24 protein-coding genes are annotated in these 25,289 nt (G+C 53.2%); 21 read left to right on the top strand and 3 right to left on the bottom strand.

From position 1 onward, the window contains the following. Window positions 1-21 precede the first annotated feature (21 nt). Entirely contained in the window at window positions 22-456 is a 435-nt protein-coding gene (locus NYE24_RS18535; protein WP_036691854.1) for a MarR family transcriptional regulator, read from the bottom strand. 121 nt (window positions 457-577) lie between these two features. On the opposite strand from NYE24_RS18535, the gene NYE24_RS18530 reads away from it, so the two are divergent. The 10 genes from NYE24_RS18530 (at window position 578) to NYE24_RS18485 (ending at window position 10,682) form a co-directional block, all read left to right on the top strand. Next, window positions 578-1,162, top strand: a complete 585-nt coding sequence (locus NYE24_RS18530) for an NAD(P)H-dependent oxidoreductase (RefSeq protein ID WP_036691856.1) — start codon at window positions 578-580, stop codon at window positions 1,160-1,162. 130 nt (window positions 1,163-1,292) lie between these two features. Beyond that, window positions 1,293-2,147, top strand: coding sequence for an SDR family oxidoreductase (locus NYE24_RS18525; protein ID WP_341027522.1), 855 nt, complete (start codon window positions 1,293-1,295; stop codon window positions 2,145-2,147). A gap of 181 nt (window positions 2,148-2,328) precedes the next feature. Further along, window positions 2,329-3,957 carry a copper amine oxidase N-terminal domain-containing protein gene (locus NYE24_RS18520; protein ID WP_342476373.1) on the top strand — a complete coding sequence of 543 codons (1,629 nt, stop codon included), beginning with the start codon at window positions 2,329-2,331 and terminating at the stop codon, window positions 3,955-3,957. Window positions 3,958-4,214: 257 nt separating this feature from the next. Continuing rightward, the gene (locus NYE24_RS18515) at window positions 4,215-5,306 is read left to right on the top strand and encodes an iron-siderophore ABC transporter substrate-binding protein (protein ID WP_342476372.1); all 1,092 of its coding nucleotides are present in this window, start codon (window positions 4,215-4,217) and stop codon (window positions 5,304-5,306) included. Then, a complete protein-coding gene (locus NYE24_RS18510; protein ID WP_036691868.1) occupies window positions 5,303-6,343 on the top strand; it encodes an iron ABC transporter permease in 1,041 nt (346 codons plus the stop codon). The genes NYE24_RS18515 and NYE24_RS18510 overlap by 4 nt, the downstream gene beginning before the upstream one ends. Further along, entirely contained in the window at window positions 6,340-7,371 is a 1,032-nt protein-coding gene (locus tag NYE24_RS18505) for an iron chelate uptake ABC transporter family permease subunit (RefSeq protein WP_342476371.1), read from the top strand. The genes NYE24_RS18510 and NYE24_RS18505 overlap by 4 nt, the downstream gene beginning before the upstream one ends. Further along, the gene (locus NYE24_RS18500) at window positions 7,371-8,171 is read left to right on the top strand and encodes an ABC transporter ATP-binding protein (RefSeq protein ID WP_036691872.1); all 801 of its coding nucleotides are present in this window, start codon (window positions 7,371-7,373) and stop codon (window positions 8,169-8,171) included. The genes NYE24_RS18505 and NYE24_RS18500 overlap by 1 nt, the downstream gene beginning before the upstream one ends. 231 nt (window positions 8,172-8,402) lie before the next feature. Further along, window positions 8,403-8,858 (top strand): LytTR family DNA-binding domain-containing protein, encoded by a 456-nt coding sequence (locus NYE24_RS18495; protein WP_342479260.1) that lies wholly within the window; start codon window positions 8,403-8,405, stop codon window positions 8,856-8,858. A 14-nt stretch (window positions 8,859-8,872) separates the two neighbouring features. After that, entirely contained in the window at window positions 8,873-9,307 is a 435-nt protein-coding gene (locus tag NYE24_RS18490) for a DUF3021 family protein (protein WP_341027512.1), read from the top strand. Between the two features lie 139 nt (window positions 9,308-9,446). Then, window positions 9,447-10,682: a dienelactone hydrolase family protein gene (locus NYE24_RS18485; protein ID WP_342476370.1), complete on the top strand. Its 1,236-nt coding sequence runs from the start codon at window positions 9,447-9,449 to the stop codon at window positions 10,680-10,682. A gap of 26 nt (window positions 10,683-10,708) precedes the next feature. Here NYE24_RS18485 and NYE24_RS18480 read toward each other — a convergent pair whose 3' ends face one another. Together NYE24_RS18480 and NYE24_RS18475 are read right to left on the bottom strand one after the other, a co-directional pair. After that, window positions 10,709-11,533, bottom strand: coding sequence for a GNAT family N-acetyltransferase (locus NYE24_RS18480; RefSeq protein WP_342476369.1), 825 nt, complete (start codon window positions 11,531-11,533; stop codon window positions 10,709-10,711). 95 nt (window positions 11,534-11,628) lie between these two features. Further along, a complete protein-coding gene (locus NYE24_RS18475; RefSeq protein ID WP_341027508.1) occupies window positions 11,629-12,732 on the bottom strand; it encodes a GIY-YIG nuclease family protein in 1,104 nt (367 codons plus the stop codon). A 205-nt stretch (window positions 12,733-12,937) separates the two neighbouring features. On the opposite strand from NYE24_RS18475, the gene NYE24_RS18470 reads away from it, so the two are divergent. From NYE24_RS18470 to NYE24_RS18420, 11 genes are all read left to right on the top strand, one after another. After that, entirely contained in the window at window positions 12,938-13,759 is an 822-nt protein-coding gene (locus tag NYE24_RS18470) for a MerR family transcriptional regulator (protein WP_036691883.1), read from the top strand. A 141-nt stretch (window positions 13,760-13,900) separates the two neighbouring features. After that, window positions 13,901-15,892 (top strand): FAD-dependent oxidoreductase, encoded by a 1,992-nt coding sequence (locus NYE24_RS18465; RefSeq protein WP_036691885.1) that lies wholly within the window; start codon window positions 13,901-13,903, stop codon window positions 15,890-15,892. A 76-nt stretch (window positions 15,893-15,968) separates the two neighbouring features. After that, window positions 15,969-16,514, top strand: coding sequence for a hypothetical protein (locus NYE24_RS18460; protein ID WP_076156501.1), 546 nt, complete (start codon window positions 15,969-15,971; stop codon window positions 16,512-16,514). Between the two features lie 160 nt (window positions 16,515-16,674). After that, entirely contained in the window at window positions 16,675-18,096 is a 1,422-nt protein-coding gene (locus tag NYE24_RS18455) for a hypothetical protein (protein WP_076156504.1), read from the top strand. Between the two features lie 90 nt (window positions 18,097-18,186). Next, the gene (locus NYE24_RS18450; protein ID WP_342476368.1) at window positions 18,187-18,468 is read left to right on the top strand and encodes a hypothetical protein; all 282 of its coding nucleotides are present in this window, start codon (window positions 18,187-18,189) and stop codon (window positions 18,466-18,468) included. A gap of 161 nt (window positions 18,469-18,629) precedes the next feature. After that, window positions 18,630-19,511: an EcsC family protein gene (locus NYE24_RS18445; protein ID WP_342476367.1), complete on the top strand. Its 882-nt coding sequence runs from the start codon at window positions 18,630-18,632 to the stop codon at window positions 19,509-19,511. 113 nt (window positions 19,512-19,624) lie between these two features. Then, window positions 19,625-20,812 (top strand): nitric oxide synthase oxygenase, encoded by a 1,188-nt coding sequence (locus tag NYE24_RS18440; RefSeq protein ID WP_342476366.1) that lies wholly within the window; start codon window positions 19,625-19,627, stop codon window positions 20,810-20,812. Between the two features lie 52 nt (window positions 20,813-20,864). Next, window positions 20,865-21,416: a TetR/AcrR family transcriptional regulator gene (locus NYE24_RS18435; protein WP_342476365.1), complete on the top strand. Its 552-nt coding sequence runs from the start codon at window positions 20,865-20,867 to the stop codon at window positions 21,414-21,416. Between the two features lie 97 nt (window positions 21,417-21,513). Further along, window positions 21,514-21,870, top strand: a complete 357-nt coding sequence (locus NYE24_RS18430) for a nucleotide excision repair endonuclease (protein WP_036722768.1) — start codon at window positions 21,514-21,516, stop codon at window positions 21,868-21,870. Window positions 21,871-22,091: 221 nt separating this feature from the next. Further along, window positions 22,092-24,512, top strand: a complete 2,421-nt coding sequence (locus NYE24_RS18425) for a PEP/pyruvate-binding domain-containing protein (protein WP_342476364.1) — start codon at window positions 22,092-22,094, stop codon at window positions 24,510-24,512. A gap of 18 nt (window positions 24,513-24,530) precedes the next feature. Next, on the top strand, window positions 24,531-25,121 hold the full coding sequence (locus NYE24_RS18420) for a TetR family transcriptional regulator (RefSeq protein WP_305954378.1): 591 nt from the start codon (window positions 24,531-24,533) through the stop codon (window positions 25,119-25,121). Window positions 25,122-25,289: the final 168 nt, after the last annotated feature.

The raw sequence follows: 25,289 nt of genomic DNA, 5'->3' as shown, positions 1-25,289 counted from the left end.
AATGCAGGGCAGCCCTTACCCTCAGCTCAAATAAAATACCTTCTGCTGCAAGAGATCGAGCGCCTGCTCGGTCTCTTTGCGTTCCTCAGCGCTCAGAGCCGCAATACGCTGCTCGAACCGGACAGCGATCTGTCCGAAAGCCTCATTCATCAACGACTCGCCTGCGGCGGAGAGCGTAATTCCCTGTCTGCGGCGGTCAGCGGGGTCGGTAATGCGGGTACATAGCCCTTTTTCGCTGAGTTTCTTCAGCTCTCTGCTGGTATTGGGCATTGACATGTTCATGCAGTCGCTGATCTCGCTGAGGGTAACAGGCTGGCTGACGGCGATGTATTCGACAATCTTATATTGCAGCGGCGTTAAGCCGTCTGAGTTCACATCTTTGGAAATATCGTTCGTTATTTGATGGACGGCGGCAGTGAAGGCTATAAATTTCTGAAATAGATGGTTGTTGTCCATAAGATCACCTCAGAGGTCACGATACCAGAATAATTATCAAAAAACAATTATCATTTGACAAGTAATTTACGGCTGTGCTATGTTTTGCTTATCAAATGACAACTAAAGGGGAATACCACTGATGAATACACTTGTGATCTACACCCATCCGAACCATAAGAGCCTGAGCTATGCCTTCCTGAAGGAAGTGCTGCGCGGCAGTAAGGAGAATGCCAAGATTACGGAAGTGAAGGTGCTTGATCTGTACGAGACCGGATTCGATCCGGTCCTGGTGTTCAATGAGAATCGGCGCAGACGGGATATGTACCGGGAACCGGAGCTTGCAGAGTACAGGGAGCAACTGCTGTGGGCCGATCAGATTGTGCTGGTCTATCCGATCTGGTGGGGACGCCCGCCAGCGATGCTGATGGGCTACATCGACAGGATGTTCGCATCGGGCTTCGCCTACCGGGATAAGGGCGGACTTTTGCCGGAGGGGCTGCTCAAGGGGAAGAGCGTGATCTGCATCTCAAGTATGAAGGGGCCGACCCACTACCCGCTGCTGTGGCTGGGGAACTCACATAAGATACTGATGCGCAAAGCCCTGTTCAACTTCGTGGGTATCCGTAAGGTGAAGTTCTTCGAGTTCGGTAATATGGAGAGCAAGAAGGGGAAGCAGAGCAAGAAGCTGGAGCAGATCTACCGCTATTTCAAGACAGTTGGCTGAGGCCGAAACATTTGGTTTGACATTCGGCTAACTTGTAACTACAATGGTTACATGATCAGTAATTACCGCTGTCAACGTGAGCTTTGATAGCCGGGATTGAAATACAACAACCCAAATGGAGGAATGAAGAATGAAGATCGCATTAACAGGAGCAACAGGCAAATTTGGTTCCATCGTAGCAGAGACTCTGTTGAAGACCGTACCCGCTGAGAATATTGTAGCCAGTGTCAGAAACCCGGAGAAGGCAGAAGCATTGAAGGCGCGCGGCGTCGATGTCCGTCATGGCGATTTCGATCAGCCGGAGACGCTGGATACCGCCTTTGCCGGAGTGGAGCGCCTGCTGATCGTCTCGGCTGACGGCGACAACGACACCCGTATCCGCCAGCATAAGACGGCTGTAGACGCCGCTGTCCGTGCAGGTATAGGCTTCATCGTCTACACCAGTGTAGGCGATGCCGAGAACAGTTCCCTGTTCCTTGCGCCGGTACACCGTGCCACAGAAGAGTTCATCCGCGAATCCGGCATTCCATATGCCTTCCTGCGCAACAACTGGTACTTGGAGAATGAAGTCGGCTCCATTCAGGCTGTGAAGGCCGGCGCTCCTTGGCTGACCTCAGCCGAAGACGGCAAGGTAGGCTGGGCTACACGCAGCGATTATGCTGAAGCGGCAGCGGCTGTCCTGGCCGGAGAGAGCCGTGAGAGTGTCATCTACGAATTGTCCGGTACTCCGCTTACCCAGGCAGAGCTGGCAGCAGTGGTCGGCGAGGTACTGGGCCAGGAGGTGGCCGTGCAGCAGGTGGATGACACCGCGTATGCGAAGATTATGGCAGGTGCAGGCGTGCCGGAAGCGGCGCTGCCGATCGTAGTTGCCATTCAGGCAGCCATCCGTGATGGTGCGCTGAATATCGAGAGCGGCGACCTTGCGAAGCTGCTGAACCGTCCGCTTACCCCGCTGAGTGAAGGTGTACGCGCGTTGCTGGCGTAACTCAATCTGCAAGCAGGTTATATTATTACAAGAGGCTGCCCGTTCCGGTATTTGATACCGGCGGGCGGCTTTTTTTTGCGGGATAGTGATCCAAACCTGAATTCGCTGCGTTTCAGTATATGTACAGACAAACAGGCAACGTGAACAACACATATTACACCAATCTAAGGAGTGAAGTGAGATGAAGATGAAGAAATTAGTCGTTCCGATGTTAAGCTTGACCCTGATGATCCCTGCGCTGGCAGGTGCGGAGGCAGCCCCGGCAGCCGCGATGATGAAGGCTTCGGTGAATACACCGGCTGCCGAGCTGAGAGCGGGCCTGGATTATTTGCTCTCCGAGCATTTCACCCTTGCCGTAACCGCAATGACGAAGGCCTATGACGGTACCAAGGATGCGGCATCGGCCTACCAGGCGCTTGATCAGAACGCGCTCGATATGCAGCCCGCCATTGCTTCACTGTACGGCGATGCAGGCGCGGCAGAATTTGAACGGATTTTCCGTGCACATAACAAGTACACCGACGATCTGGTGAAGGCGACGAAGAACAAGGACACCGCAGCCGTCAAAGCTGCAGAAGATAAAGTAAGCGGCTTTGTAGATGAGTTCGGGAATTTCCTCGGCACGGCAACAGAGGGCAAGCTTCCGGCAGCTGCCGCGAAGCAGGTTATCCGAAGTCATGAGAACCATGTCCAAGAAGTGTTCGAGGATTATGCAGCCGGTGATTACAAAGGCGCGTATGAAGCTTACCGTAAGGGTTATGCAGAGATGTTCGGCATCAGCAAGGCCTTGTCCAGTGCGATTACTATGCAAATGCCTGCTAAATTCGAGAATACCAAGGCAGATACCAAGGCTGCTGATCTGAGATCCGCACTCAACCAGTTAGCGGGTGAACACTTCGCCTTGTCCGTCCTGCAAATGCAGGAGCAATATGACGGAAGAGCCGCTTCCAATGCACTCATCGGAGCCGAAGCCATGAATACGGCAGACTTCAAAGCAGCGATTGCTTCCATTTATGGCGTAGAAGGGGCAGCGGCTTTTGAGAAGATCTGGGTTACGAATCATGTGAATGCCCAGGCTGATTTTGTAACGGCAGTGAAGAACAATGATGCAGCGGGAAAAGCAGCAGTAGAAGCGCGTATTGCTGGCTTCACCACTGAATTCGCAGCATTCCTTGATTCGGCTACAGCAGGCAACCTGCCGAAGTCAGCGGGGCAATCCGCATTGACCACTCACGAGAATCAGGTGCAGCAGGTGCTTACGCAGTATGCAGCGGGCAACTATGACGCTTCTTACAAGACGAACCGTGAGGGCTACAAGACGATGTTCGGAGTAGGCCAAGCGCTAGGGAATGCGATTGTTACGCAGTTCAATGACAAGTTCCAGGATGCAGCAGCACCCGCACCTGCAACACCAGCAGATCCTGCTTCCATGACGAAAGTCTGGATGAAGGTGGGCAGCGGCGTCCTGAACATTAACGGACAAGTCACTCAAATGGATACCAAGCCGTTCATCTGGAGCGGAATGACCTACATCCCGCTTCGTTACCTGAGTGAAGGCATCGGAGCGGATGTGAAATGGGACAAACAAGCTCAGCAGGTTACCATTAAGGCAGGCAACGACACACTGGTGTTCTGGATGAACAAAGACTTCATGGAAGTCAACGGCATGAGAAAATCCGTCGGTGCCAAAGTCTTTGTGAACGACGACAACAGAACGGTTGTCCCGCTCCGCTTCATTACAGAGCTTCTTGGCTGGAATGTACAATGGGGCACAGCCGACCGGTCCATCACATTGACTAAGAGCATGTAAGCTAAGGTATTCCAAGCTCACTTTTCACACTAGACAGTCCCACAAGCGGCTCACTTTAACTAGTGCCGCTTGTGGTTTTTGTTGTGGGGAGGATGCCACAAATTGTTGGTTCCCTGCTCGGCCGTTTGCAAGCGGAACCTAACTTTTACATTGACAACCTGTCCCATCACCTATATATTTAGCGATAATGATTCTCATTATCGTATAAAGTTGCATGAAACCACAAAATACATATTCAGATAAGGAAGGGTCCACACATGAACAGCACCAATAAGTTCTCTTTCAAGACATTATTCATTCCATTAGCACTAACTATAGCGCTGGCAGGCTGCTCCTCCAACCAGTCGAATTCAGCAGCTTCATCTTCACCGGCACCGGCAGCAGCTGCAACCACCGAAGCGGCAAGCACAGAAGCACCGGCGGCGCAGGATGCTGTGACATATCCGATCACCATCAAGCATGCGCTTGGTGAAACTGTAATTAAGAGCAAGCCGGAACGCGTAGTTACTGTGCAATGGGCTAACCAAGATGTGGTTCTGGCCCTGGGCGTTGTCCCTGTAGGCTTCTCGGCTGCGAACTTCGGTGTGCAGGATGGCAGCGGGCTGCTGCCTTGGACCGCAGATAAGCTCAAAGAGCTGAATGTAACGGATCCGAATGTGTTCCAGGATACTGATGGTCTTGATTTCGAGGCGATCTCTGACGCCAACCCGGATGTTATTCTTGCCGCGTACTCCGGCCTAACGAAAGAAGATTATGAGACACTGAGCAAGATCGCTCCAGTGGTAGCCTACCCTACAGCTGCTTGGGCTACGACATGGCGTGAGCAGGTGCTACTGAACGCAGAAGGCATGGGTATGAAGCCTGAAGGCGAGCAGCTCATCAAGGATACTGAAGCCTTAGTTAACGACAAGCTGAGCAAATATCCGCAGATTGCCGGCAAAAAAGTAGTCTGGGTCAATTTCTCCGCTGAGGATTTGTCGAAACTGCATATTTATACACCAGTAGACTCCCGGGTCGCATTCCTGTATGAGCTGGGGATGACATATCCCGAGAGCATTACCAAACAGATTACAGACCCTACCAGCTACTCGCTCAGCTTAAGCTCCGAGAATGTGGAAGCCCTGTATGATGCAGATCTGATCGTAGGTTATGGCAATGACGAATTGCTTAAGACGCTTCAGGCAGATTCACTGATCGGCAAAATCCCGGCCATTGAACGGGGATCGGTAGCTTTTATCGACAGTGATACTCCGCTGGTTGCTGCCGGAACACCGAACCCGCTGTCCATTGCGTATACGATTGATGAATACCTTGCCTTAATTGGGGGAGCTATTGATAAAATAAAATGATGAGTTCACCGGTTTCGGGCGATAACAAGCTAAAATTGCATATGCCGAAGAATTTCATCCTGGTGCTGGTGAGCTGCATGGTCCTGCTGGTCCTGTGCATCATTGCCTCACTGGTACTGGGAGCCCGTCATGTAGGCTGGAATGAGCTGATGGATGGGCTATTCCGTCCAGAGGTGGACAGCTATGGGGCAAACGTGGTGCGCAAGCGGATTTCCCGGACGGTGTTCAGCCTGATGTGCGGCGGGGCGCTTGGTGTATCGGGAGCCTTGATGCAGGCGGTGACCCGCAACCCGATTGCCGATCCCAGCATCCTCGGGGTGAATACGGGGGCCTCTTTGTTCGTGGTCTGCGGAATTGCATTCCTGAACATAAGCACTGCGGGCCAATATATATGGTTAGCCTTAGCCGGAGCTGCAATTACAGCGGTATTCGTATTCGGAATCGGCTCGATGGGGCGTGGCGGAGCCACGCCCATTAAGCTCGTTCTGGCGGGTGCTGCGATCAGCGCGGCTCTGTCCTCTCTGGTTACCGCCATCATGATTCCGCGCGCTTACGTCATGGACCAGTTCCGGTTCTGGCAGGTGGGCAGCGTGGGTGCGGGGACCTGGAGCGGCATTACTACCTTCCTTCCGTTCCTGCTGATCGGCATACTGATTGCCTTCATTACAGCTCCGGCCCTGAATGCGCTGGCCCTGGGCGATGATGTGGCGACCGGCCTCGGGGTCCGCACAGGGACACTGCGGCTTACCGCCGCGCTGGCCGGGGTATTATTATGCGGAGCAGTGACAGCATTGGCTGGACCTATCGGGTTCATCGGCCTCTTGTCCACTCACGTAATCCGTCTGATCCTCGGCTCGGACCTGCGGTTCGTAATCCCGATGTCAGCGGTCACCGGGGCTATTATCCTCACGGTCTCCGATGTAGGCGGCCGGCTGATTGGCAGCCCCGGAGAACTTGAAGTCGGTGTGGTCACAGCCTTTGTAGGGGCACCGATCCTAATTCTATTAGCGATGAAGTCGAAAGTGCGATCCTTATGAGAAATGAAACGATTGAATTCATTATGGCGGGCAGACGTCAAAGACACCGCCGGGGCCTGATTGTAACCAGCCTGCTTGCAGTACTTGCCTGTGTACTGTGCTGCGCGATGCTTCTACTCGGGAATACCATCTATCCGGCCTCTGAGGTCATCCGCGCACTCTCTGGCGAAGAACTCAAGGGTGTCTCGTTCGCCGTGAATATTATCCGGCTGCCGCGGATGCTGGCGGGTCTTTTTGCCGGATTCGCCTTCGGTATGGCCGGGTACACCTTCCAGACGATGCTGCGCAACCCGCTGGCGAACCCGAATGTCATTGGCATTACTTCCGGATCAAGTGCGGCGGCGGTATACTGCATCGTGATCCTGCAAGCCAGCGGAGCTGTAGTCTCTGTTGCTTCGGTAATCGCTGGCCTTGCCACTGTGCTGCTGATCTACGTGCTCTCCAGGGGAAGAACCTTCTCTATCGGGCGGTTAATTCTGATCGGGATCGGCCTTCAGGCGATGCTGGATGCCGTGATCTCCTACCTGCTGCTGATCGGCTCCGAGAAGGACATCCCTTCAGCGGTCCGCTGGCTGACCGGCAGTCTCAATGGCTCACAGATGCGCGAGCTTCCGCCGCTGGTGATCATCGTGCTGATCTGTTCGCCAATCATCATCCTGCTGGGCAAGCATCTGAGTATTCTGGAGCTGGGGGAGCAGTCGGCTACCTCGCTTGGAGTCCGCACAGACCGGACCCGAATCGCACTGATTGTCAGCTCTGTCTGCATGGTGGCGATTGCTACGGCTACTACCGGACCTATTGCGTTTGTCTCCTTCCTGTCAGGGCCGATTGCCAAAAGACTGGTGGGTACAGGCGCCTCCAGCATCATCCCCGCAGGTCTGGTCGGCGTGAATCTGGTCCTGGCGTCCGATCTGATTGGACAATTTGCATTTGAGTACAGATTCCCTGTAGGCATCATTACCGGATTACTCGGAGCACCTTATCTGATCTTCCTGTTAATCCGCATGAATCGAAAGGGAGAGTTATAATGAACAAGGCACATGTGTTTGGAGCTGAGCAGTTGATAGCGGGCTATGAGAATAAGACAATTATTCATGGGATAGACCTGGTGATCCCGGATCATCAGATCAGTGTGATTATCGGCTCCAACGGCTGCGGGAAATCCACCCTGCTCAAAACCATGGCTAGGCTGATCAAGCATACCGCAGGCCAGGTGACGCTGGACGGCAAGCCGATCTCGCAGATTCCAGCCAAAGCGCTGGCCCGGGTGATCGGACTGCTGCCGCAATCCCCGATTGTGCCGGAAGGGATATCGGTTGCCGACCTGGTGGGACGCGGCAGATTTCCGCACCAGTCGCTGCTGGGCGGCTGGTCCAGGAAGGATTACGAGGCTGTGGCCGAAGCGATGGAGATTATGAATATTACCGAATTCGCTAACCGTAATATTGATGAGCTGTCCGGCGGCCAGCAGCAGCGGGTCTGGATTGCAATGGCCCTGGCCCAGCAGACCGATATCCTGTTCCTGGATGAGCCGACCACCTTCCTGGATATCACCTATCAGGTGGAGATCCTGGACCTGCTCACCGATCTGAACCGCAAGCACGGAACCACCATTGTCATGGTGCTGCATGATATTAACCTGTCCGCCCGGTATGCCGACCATATCTTTGCACTGCATTCCGGCAGGCTGGTCGCGGAAGGTGCGCCCGCAGAGGTTATCACAAGCCTGCGGGTCAAAGAGATCTTCGGACTGGAATGCACAGTCATTCCTGACCCTGTCTCCGGTTCCCCGCTGGTCGTGCCCAGAGGGCGGTATCATAACAACTAAGTTTATATAAGGCTGTCCGACCGGTCCAACCGGAGGGCAGCCTTTTTTGAAATAGAATTTATATGTTTCACACGATAAGTTATCCTTCTATTTCTCGCTGAAACGGTACCGTCCTTTAAAAGGACGGCAAAGCCGTTTCCACTTGGCGTACCTGTGTAGAAGTTATATTTGTCGTATGGGAGCGGTTCCCGTATCATGTACATTAATTAGGCAACAGACCTTCAAATCTGAATTATCGCAGGTGATCCTATCCGAATTTCTATTGAGCACATCAGCAGGGAGCAGCAAGAGGAAATCCTCATCAGATGCTATGAAGCAACTGAAGAGATCAGTCAGATTGTACATAAGCTTAAGGCAGAGACTCTGGTCCTCCTGGGGGTACAGGAAGAGCGGGTCAGCCGCATCAAGCTCAGTGATGTCTATTATTTCGAAGCCGTGGACGGTAAAGTATTCGTCTACAGCGAGAACCAGGTGTATGAAGTGAAGCAGAAGCTGTATGAACTGGAGGCACTGTGCCGGGACAAGAACTGTTTTCGCGCCTCCAAATCCACGATTCTGAATATCGCCAAGATTGAGAGCGTGCGTCCATCCCTCAGCGGCCGGTTCACAGCTCTGCTTGATAATGGGGAACGTGTAGTCATTTCAAGACAGTATGTGCCCGTACTGAAACAAAGACTTGGATTATAAAGGGGGATTACAGCATGAAGCGTTCAGAGGTTGCCAAAGACATCATCCGCGATTTTCTGGTTATCTTCGCATCCATCATCATAATCATTACGGTGCTGCGGCAGATTTTTATCCCGGAACTCGCCTTTGACCTGATATCCATCTATACGATTATGGGCTTCTCCCTGCTTGGAGCATTGACAGGCTTGATGTTGTACGCTCCTGAAGAGGTAAGCGAGCGGGCGATGCGTGTTAGGATCGTGATTCATTTTCTCCTGCTGGAGCTCCTGCTCATCACCCTTGCCAGCCTGATTGGAGCTGTGGCCAGTGTGTCCGCTGCACTTCTGTTTGCCCTGCAAATCGCTGTAGTCTATGCCATTGTCCGTCTGCTGTCCTATGAGAAGGATAAGAAGGAAGCGGAGCAGATTAATGAGAGACTGAGGGCGGTGAAGCAGGAGGTCCGCGAGTAATCATGGAGTTAACTACCCACTTAATGGTGATTTTGTGCATCTTATTGCCCTGTAGCTACAGCTTACCGTAAATGGGTATACACCCTTTTCGCAGTTTTTTATGATGAGATCATCATCTGACGCGAAAAGGAGAATCCCTATGCACAGCCGCATTAAGCTCATAAGCTGGATTAGAATTACCCTGTTTATCGTTTTCGTTATTCTGACATGGTCCCCCGTTATCGATTGGAGCTTCAGTTGGGTATTACTGGCGGTATTACTGTTTGTTTTTGCGCTGAAAGGCTCGGTGGATCTGATCCGCAAGAAGACAGACGTGAGACCGTTCAGGCGTTCAACCCGGGTGTGGAAAAGGCTGCTAACCGCTGTGGCGCTGCTAATCGCACTTATCCCGCCCATTCTGTTCCCGCAGTACCGTGCACCTGAAGTGACAGGGGAATATGAAGTCAGAACGGCTGTCTACACCTATACAGACCCTACCCGAGTGGAGGAGTTTACAGATACGGGGGAGCACCGGCGGGTGAATGTGGAATTTTGGTATCCGGGCCATGCGGAGGGCAAGTATCCGCTGATCGTCTTTTCTCATGGAGCCTTCGGGGTTAGAGAGAGCAACGCTTCAACCTTCACGGAGCTGGCCAGTCACGGCTATGTTGTGGTATCCATCGATCATCCTTACCATTCTTTTTATACACAGGGTGTGGACGGGAAGGTCACTATGGTTAATGCAGAATATATGCGGGAGGTTAACGATTCCAATAAGGACGGAGTATACACCGTAGAAGAGCTGTATGGCCTTACGCGTAAATGGATGAAGCTGCGCACCGGGGATATGAATCTGGTAATCGATCATATCCTGGAGAAAGCCGCCAGTAGCGGAGACCCCGTGTACCAACGCATAGATACGGAGCACATTGGCGTAATCGGCCACTCTATGGGTGGTGCGGCAAGCGTCGCGCTTGGCCGGGAGCGCGGCGATCTGGATGCTGTTGTGAATCTGGATGCCCCGTTCTTCACAGAACTGGTATATGACCGGAAGATCAATGATCTGGTTGCCAAAAATGAGCCCTACCGCGTACCGCTACTGAACATATACACGGATGATGTGTGGAGACAGCTCGGCAAGAACTCAGCTTACGCAGCGAATAACACCGCCAATCCGAACTTTAAGGACGCGTATACCGTTCATTTTGAGGGGGCCAAGCACTTAAGCCTGACCGACCTGCCGCTGTTCTCCCCGATACTTGCCAATGTGCTTCAACACGGACGGGCGGATATCGATAAGTATTACTGTATTGAGACGATGAATAGGCTGATTCTTGAATTCTACGACTATACGTTAAAAGGCACCGGGCCGTTTGCGCCGCAGGCGGTGTATTAAGAGTAATACAGCCTGCCGCAATGTGCCTACAAGGTGATCCCGGGAAACATAGTTTTCTGCTCCACCCTAGTGAATCCTAAGGACCGGTAGAGTGCTACTGCGCGGGTGTTCAGCTCCCAGACCTCAAGTCTGATCAGATTCATCCCATTTGCCAAGAAATAATCAAAAATATAATTTATGATCACCTTGGCAATGCCGGTTCCCCGGGCTTCTGGCATAACATAGAGCGTTTCAATATAACCGTAGCCATCTGCCGCCCAAAAGGTACAGCCTCCCAGCAGCCTGCCATCCCGCCCAAATGAAAGATTGTGGAAACGGGGATGTCTGCCTTGCTCTGCAAGTGTGTCCAGATTGAGCGGGGTGATGAATATGGTATCGTAACGCTCTTTGTAGACTATCCGTCTGTCCGCTGAATGAAGGTCCTCCGGCTTGACGGTTATCTCTTCCGGCAGGTTGTAAGTGAAGCCTTCCGCAATAGAGGCCTCCATAATTATGCTGTAATCCGCTTCGAACTCGGTCCCTATGTAAAAGTCACGCTGCTTCTGGTCTGCTTGGTATTCGCCGTAGATTCTGGCGGTTAAGTCCGGTCGTAATGCCCGCAGCTCTCTCGCCCGGATCAGCACTTGGTTGAACAGCTCCCTGCTAACCTCCTGCTGTACAATTTCATCTGAAAGTTCAGCAGGGTCAACGCTAATATAGATCAGATACGGGGTGTCCGGTTGGTGATGATTGATCGCCGGATAAGTATAGGCACTGCCCAGGTAATCTCCTTGCTCACCCAAAGCAATGAAGATATTCTCTCTGCTGTTCCCATACTGGTCTGCTTCCGGATGAATAATCTGTATGTTCATCAATGTCCTCCTGTATTCAATGAATCGTCAACGATCATACAATTATGACATGATTCATCAGGGGGCTGATGGTAGAGTTTCTCTATAATCAATTGCTACATATCCAAGACAGAGGACTGAACCAGTTCCGCTATCCCTTCCTCTAACCCCGTCACACCCTCATCGTCCAGCCACTCCGGCGGGACGAGCAGATAATGGCTGGAGCTGCTCTTCAGGTAGCTGTAGATGATCTGGGCCTCGTCGATCTTGTGGCGGCTCATCTCTTCCGTAGCGGCGGTCAGGCTGCTGCTGCGGAAGACCTCCCGGGCGGATGCAGCGATCCTCCCGGTGAGCTGCCCTTCGTTCAGCGCGTCTCTTGCCAGCAGGGTGCGGTAGAGGATCACGCTGCCCTTGATAAGGATCAGCTTATGGGACTGATCGTCCACTGGCTCCAGCACGATAATATTCTTGTTCGCTCCGGTGAATTCAATCACCTGCTCCTTCTGCAGCAGCGAATGGACGGCCCCCAGATAATCGCGGAATTTGGCGGCGGTCTCGAAGTCGAACCGCAACGCAGCGTCCTCCATCCGGGCTTCCAGTCCGGCCACAATCACGCTGTCTCTGCCTTCCAGTAAGCAGATTATCCCGTCTATGACGGCTTCATACTGTGCCACAGCAGCCTCCCCGCCCCCGCACATGCCGATGCATAAGCCCAGCGAATGGTTCAGGCAGCGGGAGCTGCGGGAATGAGGGCTGCTGCACAGAATGCGCTGTGATTCCTTGATGCCCAGCACAGCTCTCTCCACCGTACTCCGGCTGGTATAAGGGCCATATACGAGGCTGCCCGCCTCTGTACTTGGCTCGTAGCCAATCTCAATCTGCCGGTAAGGCGCCTTATCCACGATGGAAATATAGCTGTAGGCGAGCGGGTTTTTCATTTTGCGGTTATACATCGGCTTGATCTCTTTGATCAGCTGGCATTCCAGCATGAAGGCCTCCAGCTCCGTATCGGTCAGCCGGTAGTCCAGATCGCGTATATGCTTAACCAGCTGCTTCACCTTGGGCGAATGTCCCTTATTATTATAAAAATAAGACTGGACCCGCTTCCTCAGCTGCTTCGCCTTGCCGACATAAATCACATGACCCAGGCCGTCCTTCATCAGGTATACGCCAGGCGTCAAGGGTAGGCCAGCGACCTTGTCTGTTAGCTGTGCGGGCATGACAGCCGCCTCCGTTCGTCAGTTTCTTCCGTATCTGTCAAGTATAGACCATACCGCCGTCACCTGCGACAGGAAAAGCTCTTCCCGGTCCTCCGGCAGAAGCTGTGTGACATAGTCCACAATGTCTCCCGGCCAAACCCTCTATCATTAACTACATGAACGACAAGCATGAGCGTATGTGATCAAGTAAGCTGGGGGGCTGCTGATGAAGTATTCGATCGGTGAATTTGCATCCATTCTTGGAGTGACGGCAGATACACTGCGCTTATATGAGAAACATGATATTGTCCGGCCGATGAAGGATCATCATAATAACTACAGGTATTTCGACGATCTGGATGCACGGAATCTATTGACGAGCCGATGGTACCGGAGCATGCAGATTCCGCTTCAGGATGTGGCCGGGCTGATTAAGGACGCGCCGTGTGAGCAAGTGATGGAGTCGATTGCCGCTGCGGGTATGCAGCTGGAGGAGGAGATCCGGCGCAGCACGCTGCTGCTCGGCAAGATTCAGGAGATTCAGGCGGAGCTGATGCAGGTCAGCGCATCGCTATATACGTGCAAGATGAAGCAGGTGCCGGGCATGTACCGGATTCAGCAGACGAACAAGAATCATTTGCTGCACAAGGAGGAGCTCAAAGACACGGTCCAGGCGTGGATGGAGCTGCTGCCGTTCACCTTCTACTCCTTCCGGGTTGAGAATAAGGCAGGCGAATGCGTCTGTGGACTAGGGGATCTGGAGTATAGCTGGGGACTTGGCCTGCTTGCGGAGGATCAGGTGAAGCTTGGCGTTAGCCTGAACGATAGTGTGGAGGTTCTGGAGCCGGCGACCTGCATCTCTGCCGTTATTGTCAGCGGCCACGAGGATTACCTGGAGCGGGGAGCCTTCGGGTTCATGCTGGAGTATGTGGAAGCAAGGAATTATAAGATTAGCGGGGATATCAGCGGTAAAATTCTGTTCACCGAGCGCACGGGTAACGGCAGCAAGACGTATCTGGAGATTAATATTCCGGTAGAAGGGGAGTAAGCGTCCGCCCTACTTTGAGAAAAGATTCACATATTGTTCATTGACCTTGGTACTGTACCAAGGTTTACACTGTGTGCGGTAGTCAGCAGTCCTAATAGAGAGAGAAACGGGGCTGCATTAACCACACAGGGGGAGAAATTGATGCGTAAGCAAGCAACAAAACAGGTGTTTCTATTCACCGCATGTCTGGTATTGGTCCTGTCGCTCCTAAGCGGCTGCAGCGGTAACAATTCCGCCGCACCGGCAGCTTCAGAGCAGCCGTCCGCTTCGCCGCAGGCGTCACAGCCAGCGGATACAAGTGCTGTACCGGCAGACTTCAAAGCGGGAACCTATAAAGCAGAAGCTGAAGGCAAGGACGGCAAGATTCAGGTTGAGGTGACTCTTGACGATCATTCGGTTATTACCGGAATCCATGTGGTCAGCCAGAACGAAACCGCTGGAATCGGGGTGGAGGCGATCAACAAGGTCAAGGAGGAGATTCTATCCGGCCAGACCCTGAATATTGATGCCGTCAGCGGGGCGTCCGAGTCCAGCAAGGCGATTCTGACCGCTGTGGAGGATGCGCTTAAGCAGGCGGGCGGGAATGTGGAGGCCTTTAAAACAAAGGCTGTAGTGAAATCGGGAGAAGGTAAGACCGAGCAGCTGTCGGCGGATGTTGTCGTTGTGGGAGCAGGTGCTTCGGGTGTATCGGCAGCGGTATCCGCAGCGGATAAGGGCGCGAAGGTCATTCTGATCGAGAAAACAGCGACGATCGGCGGCGCGAGCAACCTGTCCTGGGCGGGCAAATTCTACAACTCTTCGGCCGCGCTAAGCAGCGGGCTGAAAGTAGAAGTCGAGAAGGAGATTGCTGACTGGATCGTGAACAACCACTGGCGCGTGGATGCGGCGGCGATCCGCCAGTACGTCACGAAGTCGGGCGAGACCTATGACTGGCTGACCGGCAAGGGCTATACCACCACCTTCCTGAACTTCGCCGGGGAACAGCTCCATATGCTGCCTCCTTATGAGACCCGTCAGGAGCTGCTGCGCAAGATGCTTGCAGCATCCGTAGAGAAGGGCGGCGGACAGGTGATCACAGAAGCCACTGCACAGAAGCTGATGACGGGCGCTAATGGAGAGGTTACCGGAGTCGTGGCCAAGAAGTCTGACGGAACTACCCTGGAAATTTCAGGAGCTAGCGTTGTAATGGCTACCGGCGGTTACGCCGGGAATAAAGAGATGGTTAAGGAAGCTTTTGGCTTCGAAGGCGTGAACGGCGGGCTTGGGCAGAACATCGGCGAAGGGCTGAAAATGTCCTGGGAGATCGGTGCGAAGGTGCCGGACAACTTCGGCGGGCAGATGCTGCACCAGACGCTGGCCAGAGCTACAGACAAGCTGAAATCACAGTACGAGCCGTTTGAAGCCAGCTATCCAATGATGCTGTCTTACCTGCCAACTCTGATGAATGTCGGCCCTTCGGGCGCGAGATTCAGAGATGAGGCGGCGACGCTTACAGCGGTTGCGGCAGCGAATACCAGTGCTTTTAACGGAGCGTATCATCTGGTTATTGTCTCACAGGCGCAGCTGGATGCGCTTAAGACCAAGGGAATGAAGGGGCTTCAGGCGCCTAAGCTGCCGGGTATGCCGCCGGAATTCTATGCCTCGTATAAAGACAAGTTCACGCTGGACCAGCCATGGAAGGATGCCGATAAAGTCTTCGAATCCATGGTAGCGAACGGCGACGGCTTCAAGGGCAATACACTCGAGGAGCTGGCGAAGAATGCTGGGATGGACCCTGCGGTGTTTGCCGCTGATTTCAAACTCTATGAGGAAGCAGCGAAGACAGGCACCGATACGGAGTTCGGCAAGGCGAAGGAATATCTGGTTCCTATGGGCAGCAGCGGACCGTATTACGCCGTTATTGCCGAGATCAACAATCTCTGTTCGGTGGGTGGTCTGCTGGTCAATACCAAGTTCCAGGTGCTGAATGATAAGCGTCTGCCAGTCAAAGGACTGTATGCCGTGGGCGTAGAGTCTGAAGGGGTGCTATTCAACGATACCTATGTAGGCAACGGCGTTGGACTGGGTTACTCCTTCACCTCCGGGCGGCTCGGCGGCGAGGATGCGGCTGCGGGGGCATTGGCTAAGGAATAGCCCTTTATAAGTAATTTTCCTCTTTTTGCCGATAAAGAGTTGTCCTGAACTTTACGCGCGAGAAGAGGAACGTTCGATGTATATTCCCATATCACGAATCAACGCCGCTTCGCTGACCCGCTCACCGCAACAGGCGGACCACACTTCAGCCGGGTCATCTTCACTCAGCTTCCCGGAGATGATGGCGGCTGTGGGAGCGGCAATTGAGGATCAGGCACGCAGAATCAAGGCAAGGTACGGTCTGTCCGTCCGCATTATGGCGGTAGCCAAAGACGGCAGCAAGGGGGAGAAGACTGATGCAGGAGACCGGAGGGATCAGCGAGAGCTTGTAATCGCTCCGAATATTCTGCAGCAGATGAGCAAAGATCCTGTGATGCAGCGTAAGGTATATGGCTGCCTTGACGAGTATGTGCGCGAGCCGCACCCTTCGCCCGGCCATAGCCTGATCGTTTACAGGGACGGCACCTCCACTCTTCTTCCTGCCGCCGCAAGGCCAGCAGCAGTGCAGGAGAATACCCATCTACATACCGGGCAACCGGAAATCGCGGGCAGCTTATACGATCAGGACATGCTGAAGCAGCTCGCGTTCCTCCGGGCCAGGAGAGCAGGCAGGCACCGGTAACAGAGTGTAATCCGCAAATAAGATCCCTGAATCCATGTGATGTGGAGGCGGGGGTCTTTTTGTAAGGTCTTCGCGTCCCTGAGGGGAACAATAGCCTATCCTCCTGCATAGCATATAGCACCTGCTTGCTATTTGTAAGTGGAAAGGGGGCGCATGGCTAATGAGTATCCAGCTTACTGCGATTCATTGGGTGTATCTGGTGTTTATTGTGTTCATTCTGGCGCTGCTGATCAAGCGGCGTGATACAACTATGATCTGTGTGACCGGGATTCTGGCGCTCGGACTGCTGGCAACGGCGACGCTCAGCGGGTCGGTGTCGGGGATTTTTAACTCTTTTGTCTATGCGACTAAGGAGCTGCTCGGCACCATAATGATTATCTCCATTATCGTGGCGATGAGCCGGATTCTGATTATAACAGGCATCAATGAGACGATGGTATCGCCGCTCACCCGGTTCCTGCGCACACCGGCGATGGCCTACTGGGGCATCGGGCTGATAATGATGGTAACCTCGTTCTTCTTCTGGCCTTCCCCTGCGGTAGCGCTGGTCGGGGCGGTTCTGCTGCCGGTGGCGGTCCGGGTCGGCCTGCCCGCGCTGGGCGCAGCGGTAGCCATGAACCTGTTCGGGCACGGGATCGCCCTCTCCGGCGATTATATTATTCAAGGCGCTCCGAAGCTGACGGCGGATGCCGCCGGTCTTCCGGTGTCGAGCGTAATGCAGGCCAGTATCCCGCTGGTTGTTGTTATGGGGATTGTCACTACGGTCAGCGCATTCTGGATGATGAAGCGGGACCAGAAGAACGGCACCTGGAGAGACGGCCTGGTCTCTTCCCCGGGAGCAGCAGAGCCGCTGGCTGACGCGGGGACGGATGATGACCATCCAGTCTTCATGAGTGACCGTCTGCGCAAAGGGCTGGCCATTGCCATTCCGCTGCTGTTCCTGCTGGATGTGATCGGCATGTTCGTGCTGCATCTGCAAGGCGGCGATGCTACCGCTCTAATCGGGGGAACTGCTGTGCTGATCCTGATTGTCATTACCCTGCTGGCCCATCGCGGCCAGGGGCAGGGGCTGGAGAAGATCACCGCCTACCTCATTGAAGGCTTCACCTTCGGCTTCAAGGTCTTCGGGCCAGTCATCCCGATTGCCGCCTTCTTCTATCTGGGCGACGCCGCCTTCACCGAACTGTACGGCAAGGTGCTGCCGGATGGCTCGCACGGCATCGTGAACGACCTGGGCGTGGCCCTGGCGAATCACGTGCCGCTGAACGGGGCGGTAGGCGCCGTAACGCTGACGGTGATCGGTGCGATCACCGGCCTCGACGGCTCCGGGTTCTCCGGCATCTCGCTGGCCGGCTCGATTGCCGGGCTGTTCGCCGCCGCGATCCATTCCGGCGCGGCAACGCTGACCGCCCTGGGGCAGGTGGCCGCCATCTGGGTCGGCGGCGGCACCCTGATCCCGTGGGCGCTCATTCCCGCCGCTGCGATCTGCGGCGTCAGCCCGTTCGAGCTGGCCCGGCGCAATCTGAAGCCGGTCCTGCTGGGCCTTACGGCCATGACGATTGTCGCCATGTTCCTGGTGTAGGCGATTCTGAGCCGGGATCGCCGCATAAGATTGCGCTCTCCAATCCATCCTAGAGAGGAACAGAAACCGAGATGGAGGGGGAAGGATTTTATGAAGCATTACGAATCCAGTCTGCGCACCAACAGTACGGTGGATCAGGCGCACGATGCGGTGACGAAGCTGCACAACGCTGTAACCCAGGCTTCGAGTCATCCGACCGGGCAGATGATAGATCAGGCAGAGAGCAGTCTGGAGCATGCAGAAGAAGCCGTGCGCCATGCCCCGGAAGGTTCAGTCGGCAGACAAGGGGTCGAGCTGGTCCAAGAGAGACTGGAGGAAGAGAAGCGCAGATTGTCTTCGCTGGATGAGCAGACAGGCGAATCCCAAGATTAAAGCCTGAACCGGGCTAAGGTGAACCGGCATTTTCGGAGTTGATCCGGGAATGCCTGTTTGCTGTTGATGGGATCCGAGGCCCGGATATGGGGCCTCTGCAATCATTTGTTATGAAATAGGTTATAAGGTAATGACGAGACCATTCAGGGGAGGTACATACTATGCCAGAAGCAGACAACACCGGTTCATGGAGACCTCCGGAGACACCGGAGATGCTGTATGCCGCACTTAAGGAGATTACCAAGTGGGAGAAAGAGCAGAATAGGCTGATGATCTGGGACCGGATTACCCGGCTGCCGTTCAAGCTGCTTGATGCAATTACGCCAAAGGTTATCCACGATAAGGTAGGCCGGCTGCTCGATGAACTGGGCGGCTACATCCAGAACGGCGGCAACTATCTGGTGGCCGGGCGCAAGGTGGGCAAGCTGATGAATGAGACAAGCAGGGCAGCAGGCGCTCCGGAAGACGGGCCGTTCCCGCTGGCTGTGATGGATGCAGTGGCTCTGAAGCTCGCAGAGCGGAGCTGGAATACGGCTACGGCCCAGGGGGCGACTACGGGCTTCGGCGGGATTTTTACACTGGCTGCCGATATTCCGGCTGTGCTGGGCCTCTCTTTGAAGGCGATTCAAGAGATTGGTCTCTGTTATGGCTATGATCCGACCGATAAGGCGGAGCGGATTTTCACCGTGAAGGTGATGCAGTTCGCCTCCTCCGATGTAGTGGGGAAGCGCACGCTGCTGAAGGAACTGAATCTGCAGGCGGGCGGAGACGGCAATATTCTGGCCGCAACCAAGGAGACCGTCTCAAGGATTCAGGGCTGGAAGGAGGTAGTGACCGTATACCGTGACAATTGGGGCTGGAAAAAGCTGCTCCAGACTGTTCCGGTCGCAGGCATGTTCTTCGGCGCTTACCTTAACCGGAAGACGCTGGAAGAGGTGACGGAGGCTGCTCGGATGCTCTACCGCAAAAGACGGATTATCTCCAGACTGGCAGAGCTGGAGCAGAGAAAGAATGGGAACGCAGCAGGGGAGGAAAGACAGTGATCGTTCTCTAAGGCAGCAACAGAGAATTTGATACTTGCTCCTGAAGTAACTATGATTAACCTAATGGACAAGCTCGTAGTCATAGTTGATAGGTACTAACGGGGAGTGAGAACATGAATCATATCGTTCAGCAACGTAACGATCCAGAGATCATCGGGCAGGCGGAGTCCTTCATTATGGCCTGCTATCAGGAACTGGGGTTAACTGAGGGTGAACGGGACCTGCGTCTGGCGGATATACGGGAAGAGGTGCAGCGCACAGGTACATACAGGCATACAGGAGAAGAGCTGACGCACGGGGCAAGGATGGCCTGGCGTCATAACAGCCGCTGCATCGGAAGACTGTTCTGGCATTCCTTAGATGTGATTGACGCCCGCGGAGCAGAGACTGTAGAAGAGGTGGTAGAGGCGCTGCTGCATCATATGAAGCATGCGAATAACGGCGGCCGGATACGGCCAGTCATTACCGTCTTCCGCAGTGAAGAGGAGCAAGGCCGTGCCATGCGGATCTGGAATCATCAGCTCATCCGCTATGCCGGTTATCCCGGGGACGGGGAGCATCCGCGTGCTGGTGATCCGGCTTCGGATGAATTCACCGCCGTCTGCCTGAAGCTGGGCTGGCAGGGCACGGGCGGGGATTTCGATATTCTGCCGCTCGTGATCAGCATCGGCGGGGAGGAACCCCGCTGCTTCCCTATCCCGGCAGGACTTGTACAGGAGGTGCCGCTCAGCCACCCGGAGATTCCGCAATTCACGGAGCTGGGCCTGCGCTGGTACTCCGTTCCGATTGTCTCGGACATGTGCCTGGAGATCGGCGGCATCCGTTACCCGGCAGCGCCATTCAATGGCTGGTACATGGAGACGGAGATCGGCTCGCGGAATTTCGGCGATACGGACCGCTACAACCGTCTGCCTGCGGTGGCAGAACTGCTGGGACTGGACCGATCAACCAATACTTCGCTGTGGAAGGACCGGGCGCTGCTGGAATTGAACCGGGCCGTTCTCCATTCCTTCAAGCAAGCCGGGGTCAGTATTGTGGACCATCATACAGCCGCAGACCAATTCGTCCGCTTCCAGGAACAGGAGCAGCAGCAAGGGAGGGAAGTGTCAGGCAAGTGGGGCTGGCTGATTCCGCCGATGTCGCCGTCCTCCACGCCGATCTGGAATGATAACAAGCTGCGTGATTTGCAGCTAAGCCCGCGCTTCGTCTACCGGAAGAAGCAACAGGCGGCAGACTCTGGACAGCGAGAGGATGCGGAAGCGAAAGGATGCCCTTTCCATCAGTCCATGAAGAGTGATTGATCAATAACCAATCGTTGCGGGAGCGGATGCTTCGGCATAAGGGGAGGCCTATATGAATAAGCAATCCGGTAAGACCCGCTCACCACAGGGAGATGAGACCCTTATTGTGAATCGCCGGGAGCAGATCTTGGAGGCGGCGGTGATTGTTTTTGCCGAGTATGGCTATTACCGGGCAACAACCGCCCAGGTGGCGGAGAGGGTGGGAATCTCTCAGCCGTACATCTTCAAGCTGTTCAAGAACAAGGAAGAGCTGTTCATTGCTGCGCTGGAGCGGGCATTCGAACGGATTCTCCTTACTTTTGAAGGATTTCGCGCCCCCAAAAAACAAATGCTAGCCGAAGCCATCCAGTTATATGAGCACCTGATGGAGACTCATCCGAACGAGCTGATTCTGCAGGTGCAGGCAAGCGGCATCCGGGATGAAGCAATCCGGCAGGCCATGCAGGCTGGAATGCAGGAGGTGACACGCCATATGGAGGACAAGTTCACCGCTGGCGGGTTTGCGCATCCTGAGGTGAAGGTGAGCACCTTCCTGGCTAACGCTATGCTGTGCAATATGGCTCTTACACTGGGCATGCCGGAATTGAAGCCGAAGCGTAAGTAAGTTATGAACCGGCGGCAATTTGCACAAGATAGAAATAGTCACGTTACCCATTCTATGATACTATTTATTTCTATATCCAAAGAGGAAGTGAAGCTTAATGATCAGCATTACCATTCCGTCACCGGAAGTTATTATTTACAAGCAAGCTAACCCTGAGCTGAGCCATATTTACGGATTCACCGATTTCCACCTGATTACCCGCGAAGCCGGGGGCATCTTCATGTTCTACAATGATCAGGACGAGCTGTTGTTTGTGGGTAAGGCCCGCAAGCTGAGACCGCGGATCAAGAAGCATTTCGAGGATAATGTATCTGTGATGAAGCCCCACCGCGATGAGGTTACCCGCATCGAAGTCTGCCTCGTCGAAGATCCGGTGGACAGAGAGATTTATGAGACCTACATTGTCAACAAGCTTCGCGCGAAATACAATGTCGAGAAGGTTCTGTATAAATAAGGTTTGATGGAAAAGGCGTGGTCCCTGCGGACTGCGCTTTTTTTTATATGTTTGGGGTCCCCGCAAAGTACCTGAGTCATCATCGAAGCTAAAACCCCACTTTGTGGGGTTATTTTATTTTTGAAGGAGTAATAAATGGCCTTGTATTTCTACAGAAAGAAAATTATGATACTTAGTGTCAATTGATATTAAATTTCAAAATATGGCGAGGGGTGGGTGTTATGAAGGAAGCTGTCCTAGGTTTTGAGGAAGTTACTCAAGAGCTTCAGCAGTTCGCAGGAGGTAAGGGGGCGGTGCTTAGCATGCTATATCAGCGGGGTTTTCCTGTTCCTGAAGGTCTAGTGGTACTGCCAGAAGCAATGCCGGGCGGGTCTGTGAAGCAAGAGGCGCGCGAGCTTATCCTATCTAAGATCAATGTTATACGAAAAAACCATCCGACTGCCCTATTCGCAGTCAGATCTTCCGGACTCAGTGAGGATTCAGCGGGTGCTTCCTTTGCTGGTGGCTTTGAATCTGTATTAGATGTGGATGCCGATGAACAGATCTGGTCAGCCCTTCAATTCGTTTACCAATCGCAATTTGCCGAGAGAGTGGCCGTGTACAGTCAGGTTCAGGGTATTGATCAGAGCCAGCGGATGGCGATAGTTATCCAACGCATGATCATGTCGGATCTGTCAGGTGTATTATTCACTGTGAACCCGTTAACAGGAAGTCGTGTAAATATGACGGGGAATTATGTTCAGGGGCTGGGAGAAGAACTAGTTTCGGGTGAAGCTAATGCTGTTCCATTTACTTTGAGCAGACTAAGAGGAGAATATACAGGGCCCTCTGGGCTAAGGAAATATGCCTCAAAACTCTTCCGTTGCGCGGCAAGGATCGAGAAGCAGATGGGGTATCCCCAGGATATTGAGTGGTCAGTTTCGGGTGGGGAACTGTATATCCTTCAGGCCCGTCCGGTGACAACACTCGGTGCAGGGAACCTAAATACTTATGAATGCAATGATTCGTTAACCGGAGATTTTCTCTGGACTAACACTAACGTAGGCGAATCCATATCGGATGTTCTTACTCCGTTAAGCTGGTCAATTCTCCGTGCACTGGACGAAGAGCATAACGTGATTCCCGGGCATTATATGCTATCAGGTAATATATGCGGACGGGTCTATTCCAATATCAGTCTACCTGTCTCTGCGATGTCTGTAATGGGTGCAAGAATTGCACCACTATTGCGGCAAATGAGCAATGTATTCGGAGAACTTCCGCAAGGAGTAAGCGTACCCGTATACCCGTTTCGAAAGCGGGAGTTGATCAGGATAGTAGGGCCGGGAGTGTTGCATAGTATGCGCCGTACCCGGCAGGCGATCCGGAATCTTCCGCGATTTTTGGAGCAGACTGCGGAATCGTGCAGAATGATACGTGAACGGCTACAAGCTATTCAGAGTAGAGAGGAATTACTGCTCTTATGGAACCGTGAGCTGTGGCCTCAGAATGTTGATGCATTGTGGAACGCCTTGGAAGGTACAAGTGCCCCGATGCAAAAATACATTAAGCAGAAGCGGAAATTAATAAAGCTGGTGGGGACCCAAGATGCTAATATTCTTCTCTCCAGCTCAGGAAAGGGTAGAGAGTTGGAGAGTCTGGGGCCACTTCTGGGCCTGTCCCGCATTATTCATAATCAGCTTAGTCGTAGAGCATACGTGGCGAAATACGGACATCGCGGACCGCATGAATTCGAGCTGTCTATTGCAGACCTGTCTGAGGATGAGGACAGGCTGGAGTTGAAATTGAGCCAGTATAGGGATAACACGAAGGATATCGAAGAATTGTTGAACAAGCAGCGTCAACAGCATTCAGATGCATGTGCAAGACTGCGAGAGAGATTCCCACATAGGTGGAAATCTATTTATCATAAACTTTCTGCAACTGCGCAAGGGCCGCAGATGCGTGAATCAGCCCGTTCAGAATGGACAAGAGTGTATAGGTTAAACCGGGATTTCGCAATTAAGGCTGGTGAACTGGCGGGAATTGGCGGAGATGTTTTCTTTCTTTATCTGAGTGAAATTCTGCAGGGGCTTGAAGACGGGAAGCAGCCAGGAGTTCAGTATATTGCCGCCAGAAAAGAAACCTTTGCGAGGTATCAGAAACTTCCGCCACTTCCATCAGTGATTAGAGGCCGATTCGATCCTTACCTCTGGATGAAAGATCCCCGGCGCAGAATTGATCTGTATGACCCTGAAATGCCAATGAAGGATGAGATCGGACAGGGTATACTCCGGGGTTCCCCTGGAGCAGCTGGAATAATTGAAGGTGTAGTGCGTGTTCTGGCTGGTCCAGAGGATGGAAATCTACTGTTGCCAGGGGAGATATTGGTAGCGTCTACAACTAATGTGGGCTGGACACTTTGTTTCCCTAGGGCAGTTGCAATTATTACAGATATCGGTGCCCCCTTGTCTCACGCGGCAATTATAGCTAGAGAGCTGGGAATCCCTGCAGTATTTGGCTGCGGAAATGCAACCACGAGACTACATACGGGAGACTGTGTGAGGGTAGACGGAGGAAATGGAATGATACAGATAATTACTTCGGCTTCAGGCGGAGATCATGATAAGATGGGAGGGAAGATTTACAGGAGTAAGGATTAAGGGGTGGGCGCTTTGCCTTTGAATCAACGGCAAACAGGATTGCGTGAGCGAAAAAAAGCAAAGACGATGGCCACAATTCAGATGCACGCTTTGCGGCTTTTTCGGGAGCTGGGGTATAAAGCAACAACGGTTGAGCAGATAGCAGACGCTGCAGAGATATCTTATAGTACGTTCTTTCGCTATTTCGCCTCCAAAGAAGAGGTATTGCTTATGGATAATTATGATCCTCTTCTGCTGGAGGCTTTTGAGAGGCAGCCAGCAGAACTGAGTCCGCTACAGGCAATATGTGCTGCTATGATATCGGGTGTACATGAGATGACTGAGGACGAAATTATAACGATGCGTGAACGTAATGCTCTAGTCATGTCTGTGCCTGAGCTGCGGGCGGCAATGCTTAACAATATGCTTAATATGATGGATTTGCTTATAGAAATCATCACGACACGCACAGAGGGTAGACAGGATGAAATGACAATCCGTGCCTTTGCCGGTGCAGTGATAGGTGTGAATATATCAGTGGTTTTATATTATGCGGAGCATCCGGATGCTGATTTTGCCGCCCTGCTGGAGGAAGGCTTGAACAAATTGGAAGCGGGATTCCTGCTCTAACGTGCTCGAGCAGTATAGTTGCCATCAAAGTCTATATCAATTGAATTGAAAATTTAAGTTAAGGGAATAGTGCGGAGGAGAATTTTGGAGCTGAAGGAGCGGTAGCGACCGACTTTGTCTGCGGTTTTCCCTGCTCCAAGCGCTCAACTCCGCAGCGTTTCCTCTTGT

Source organism: Paenibacillus sp. FSL H7-0350 (assembly GCF_038593195.1).
GTDB lineage: Bacteria > Bacillota > Bacilli > Paenibacillales > Paenibacillaceae > Paenibacillus_AQ.
Note: the sequence above shows the minus strand (reverse complement) of the source record. Positions and strands in the feature narration are given on the sequence as shown.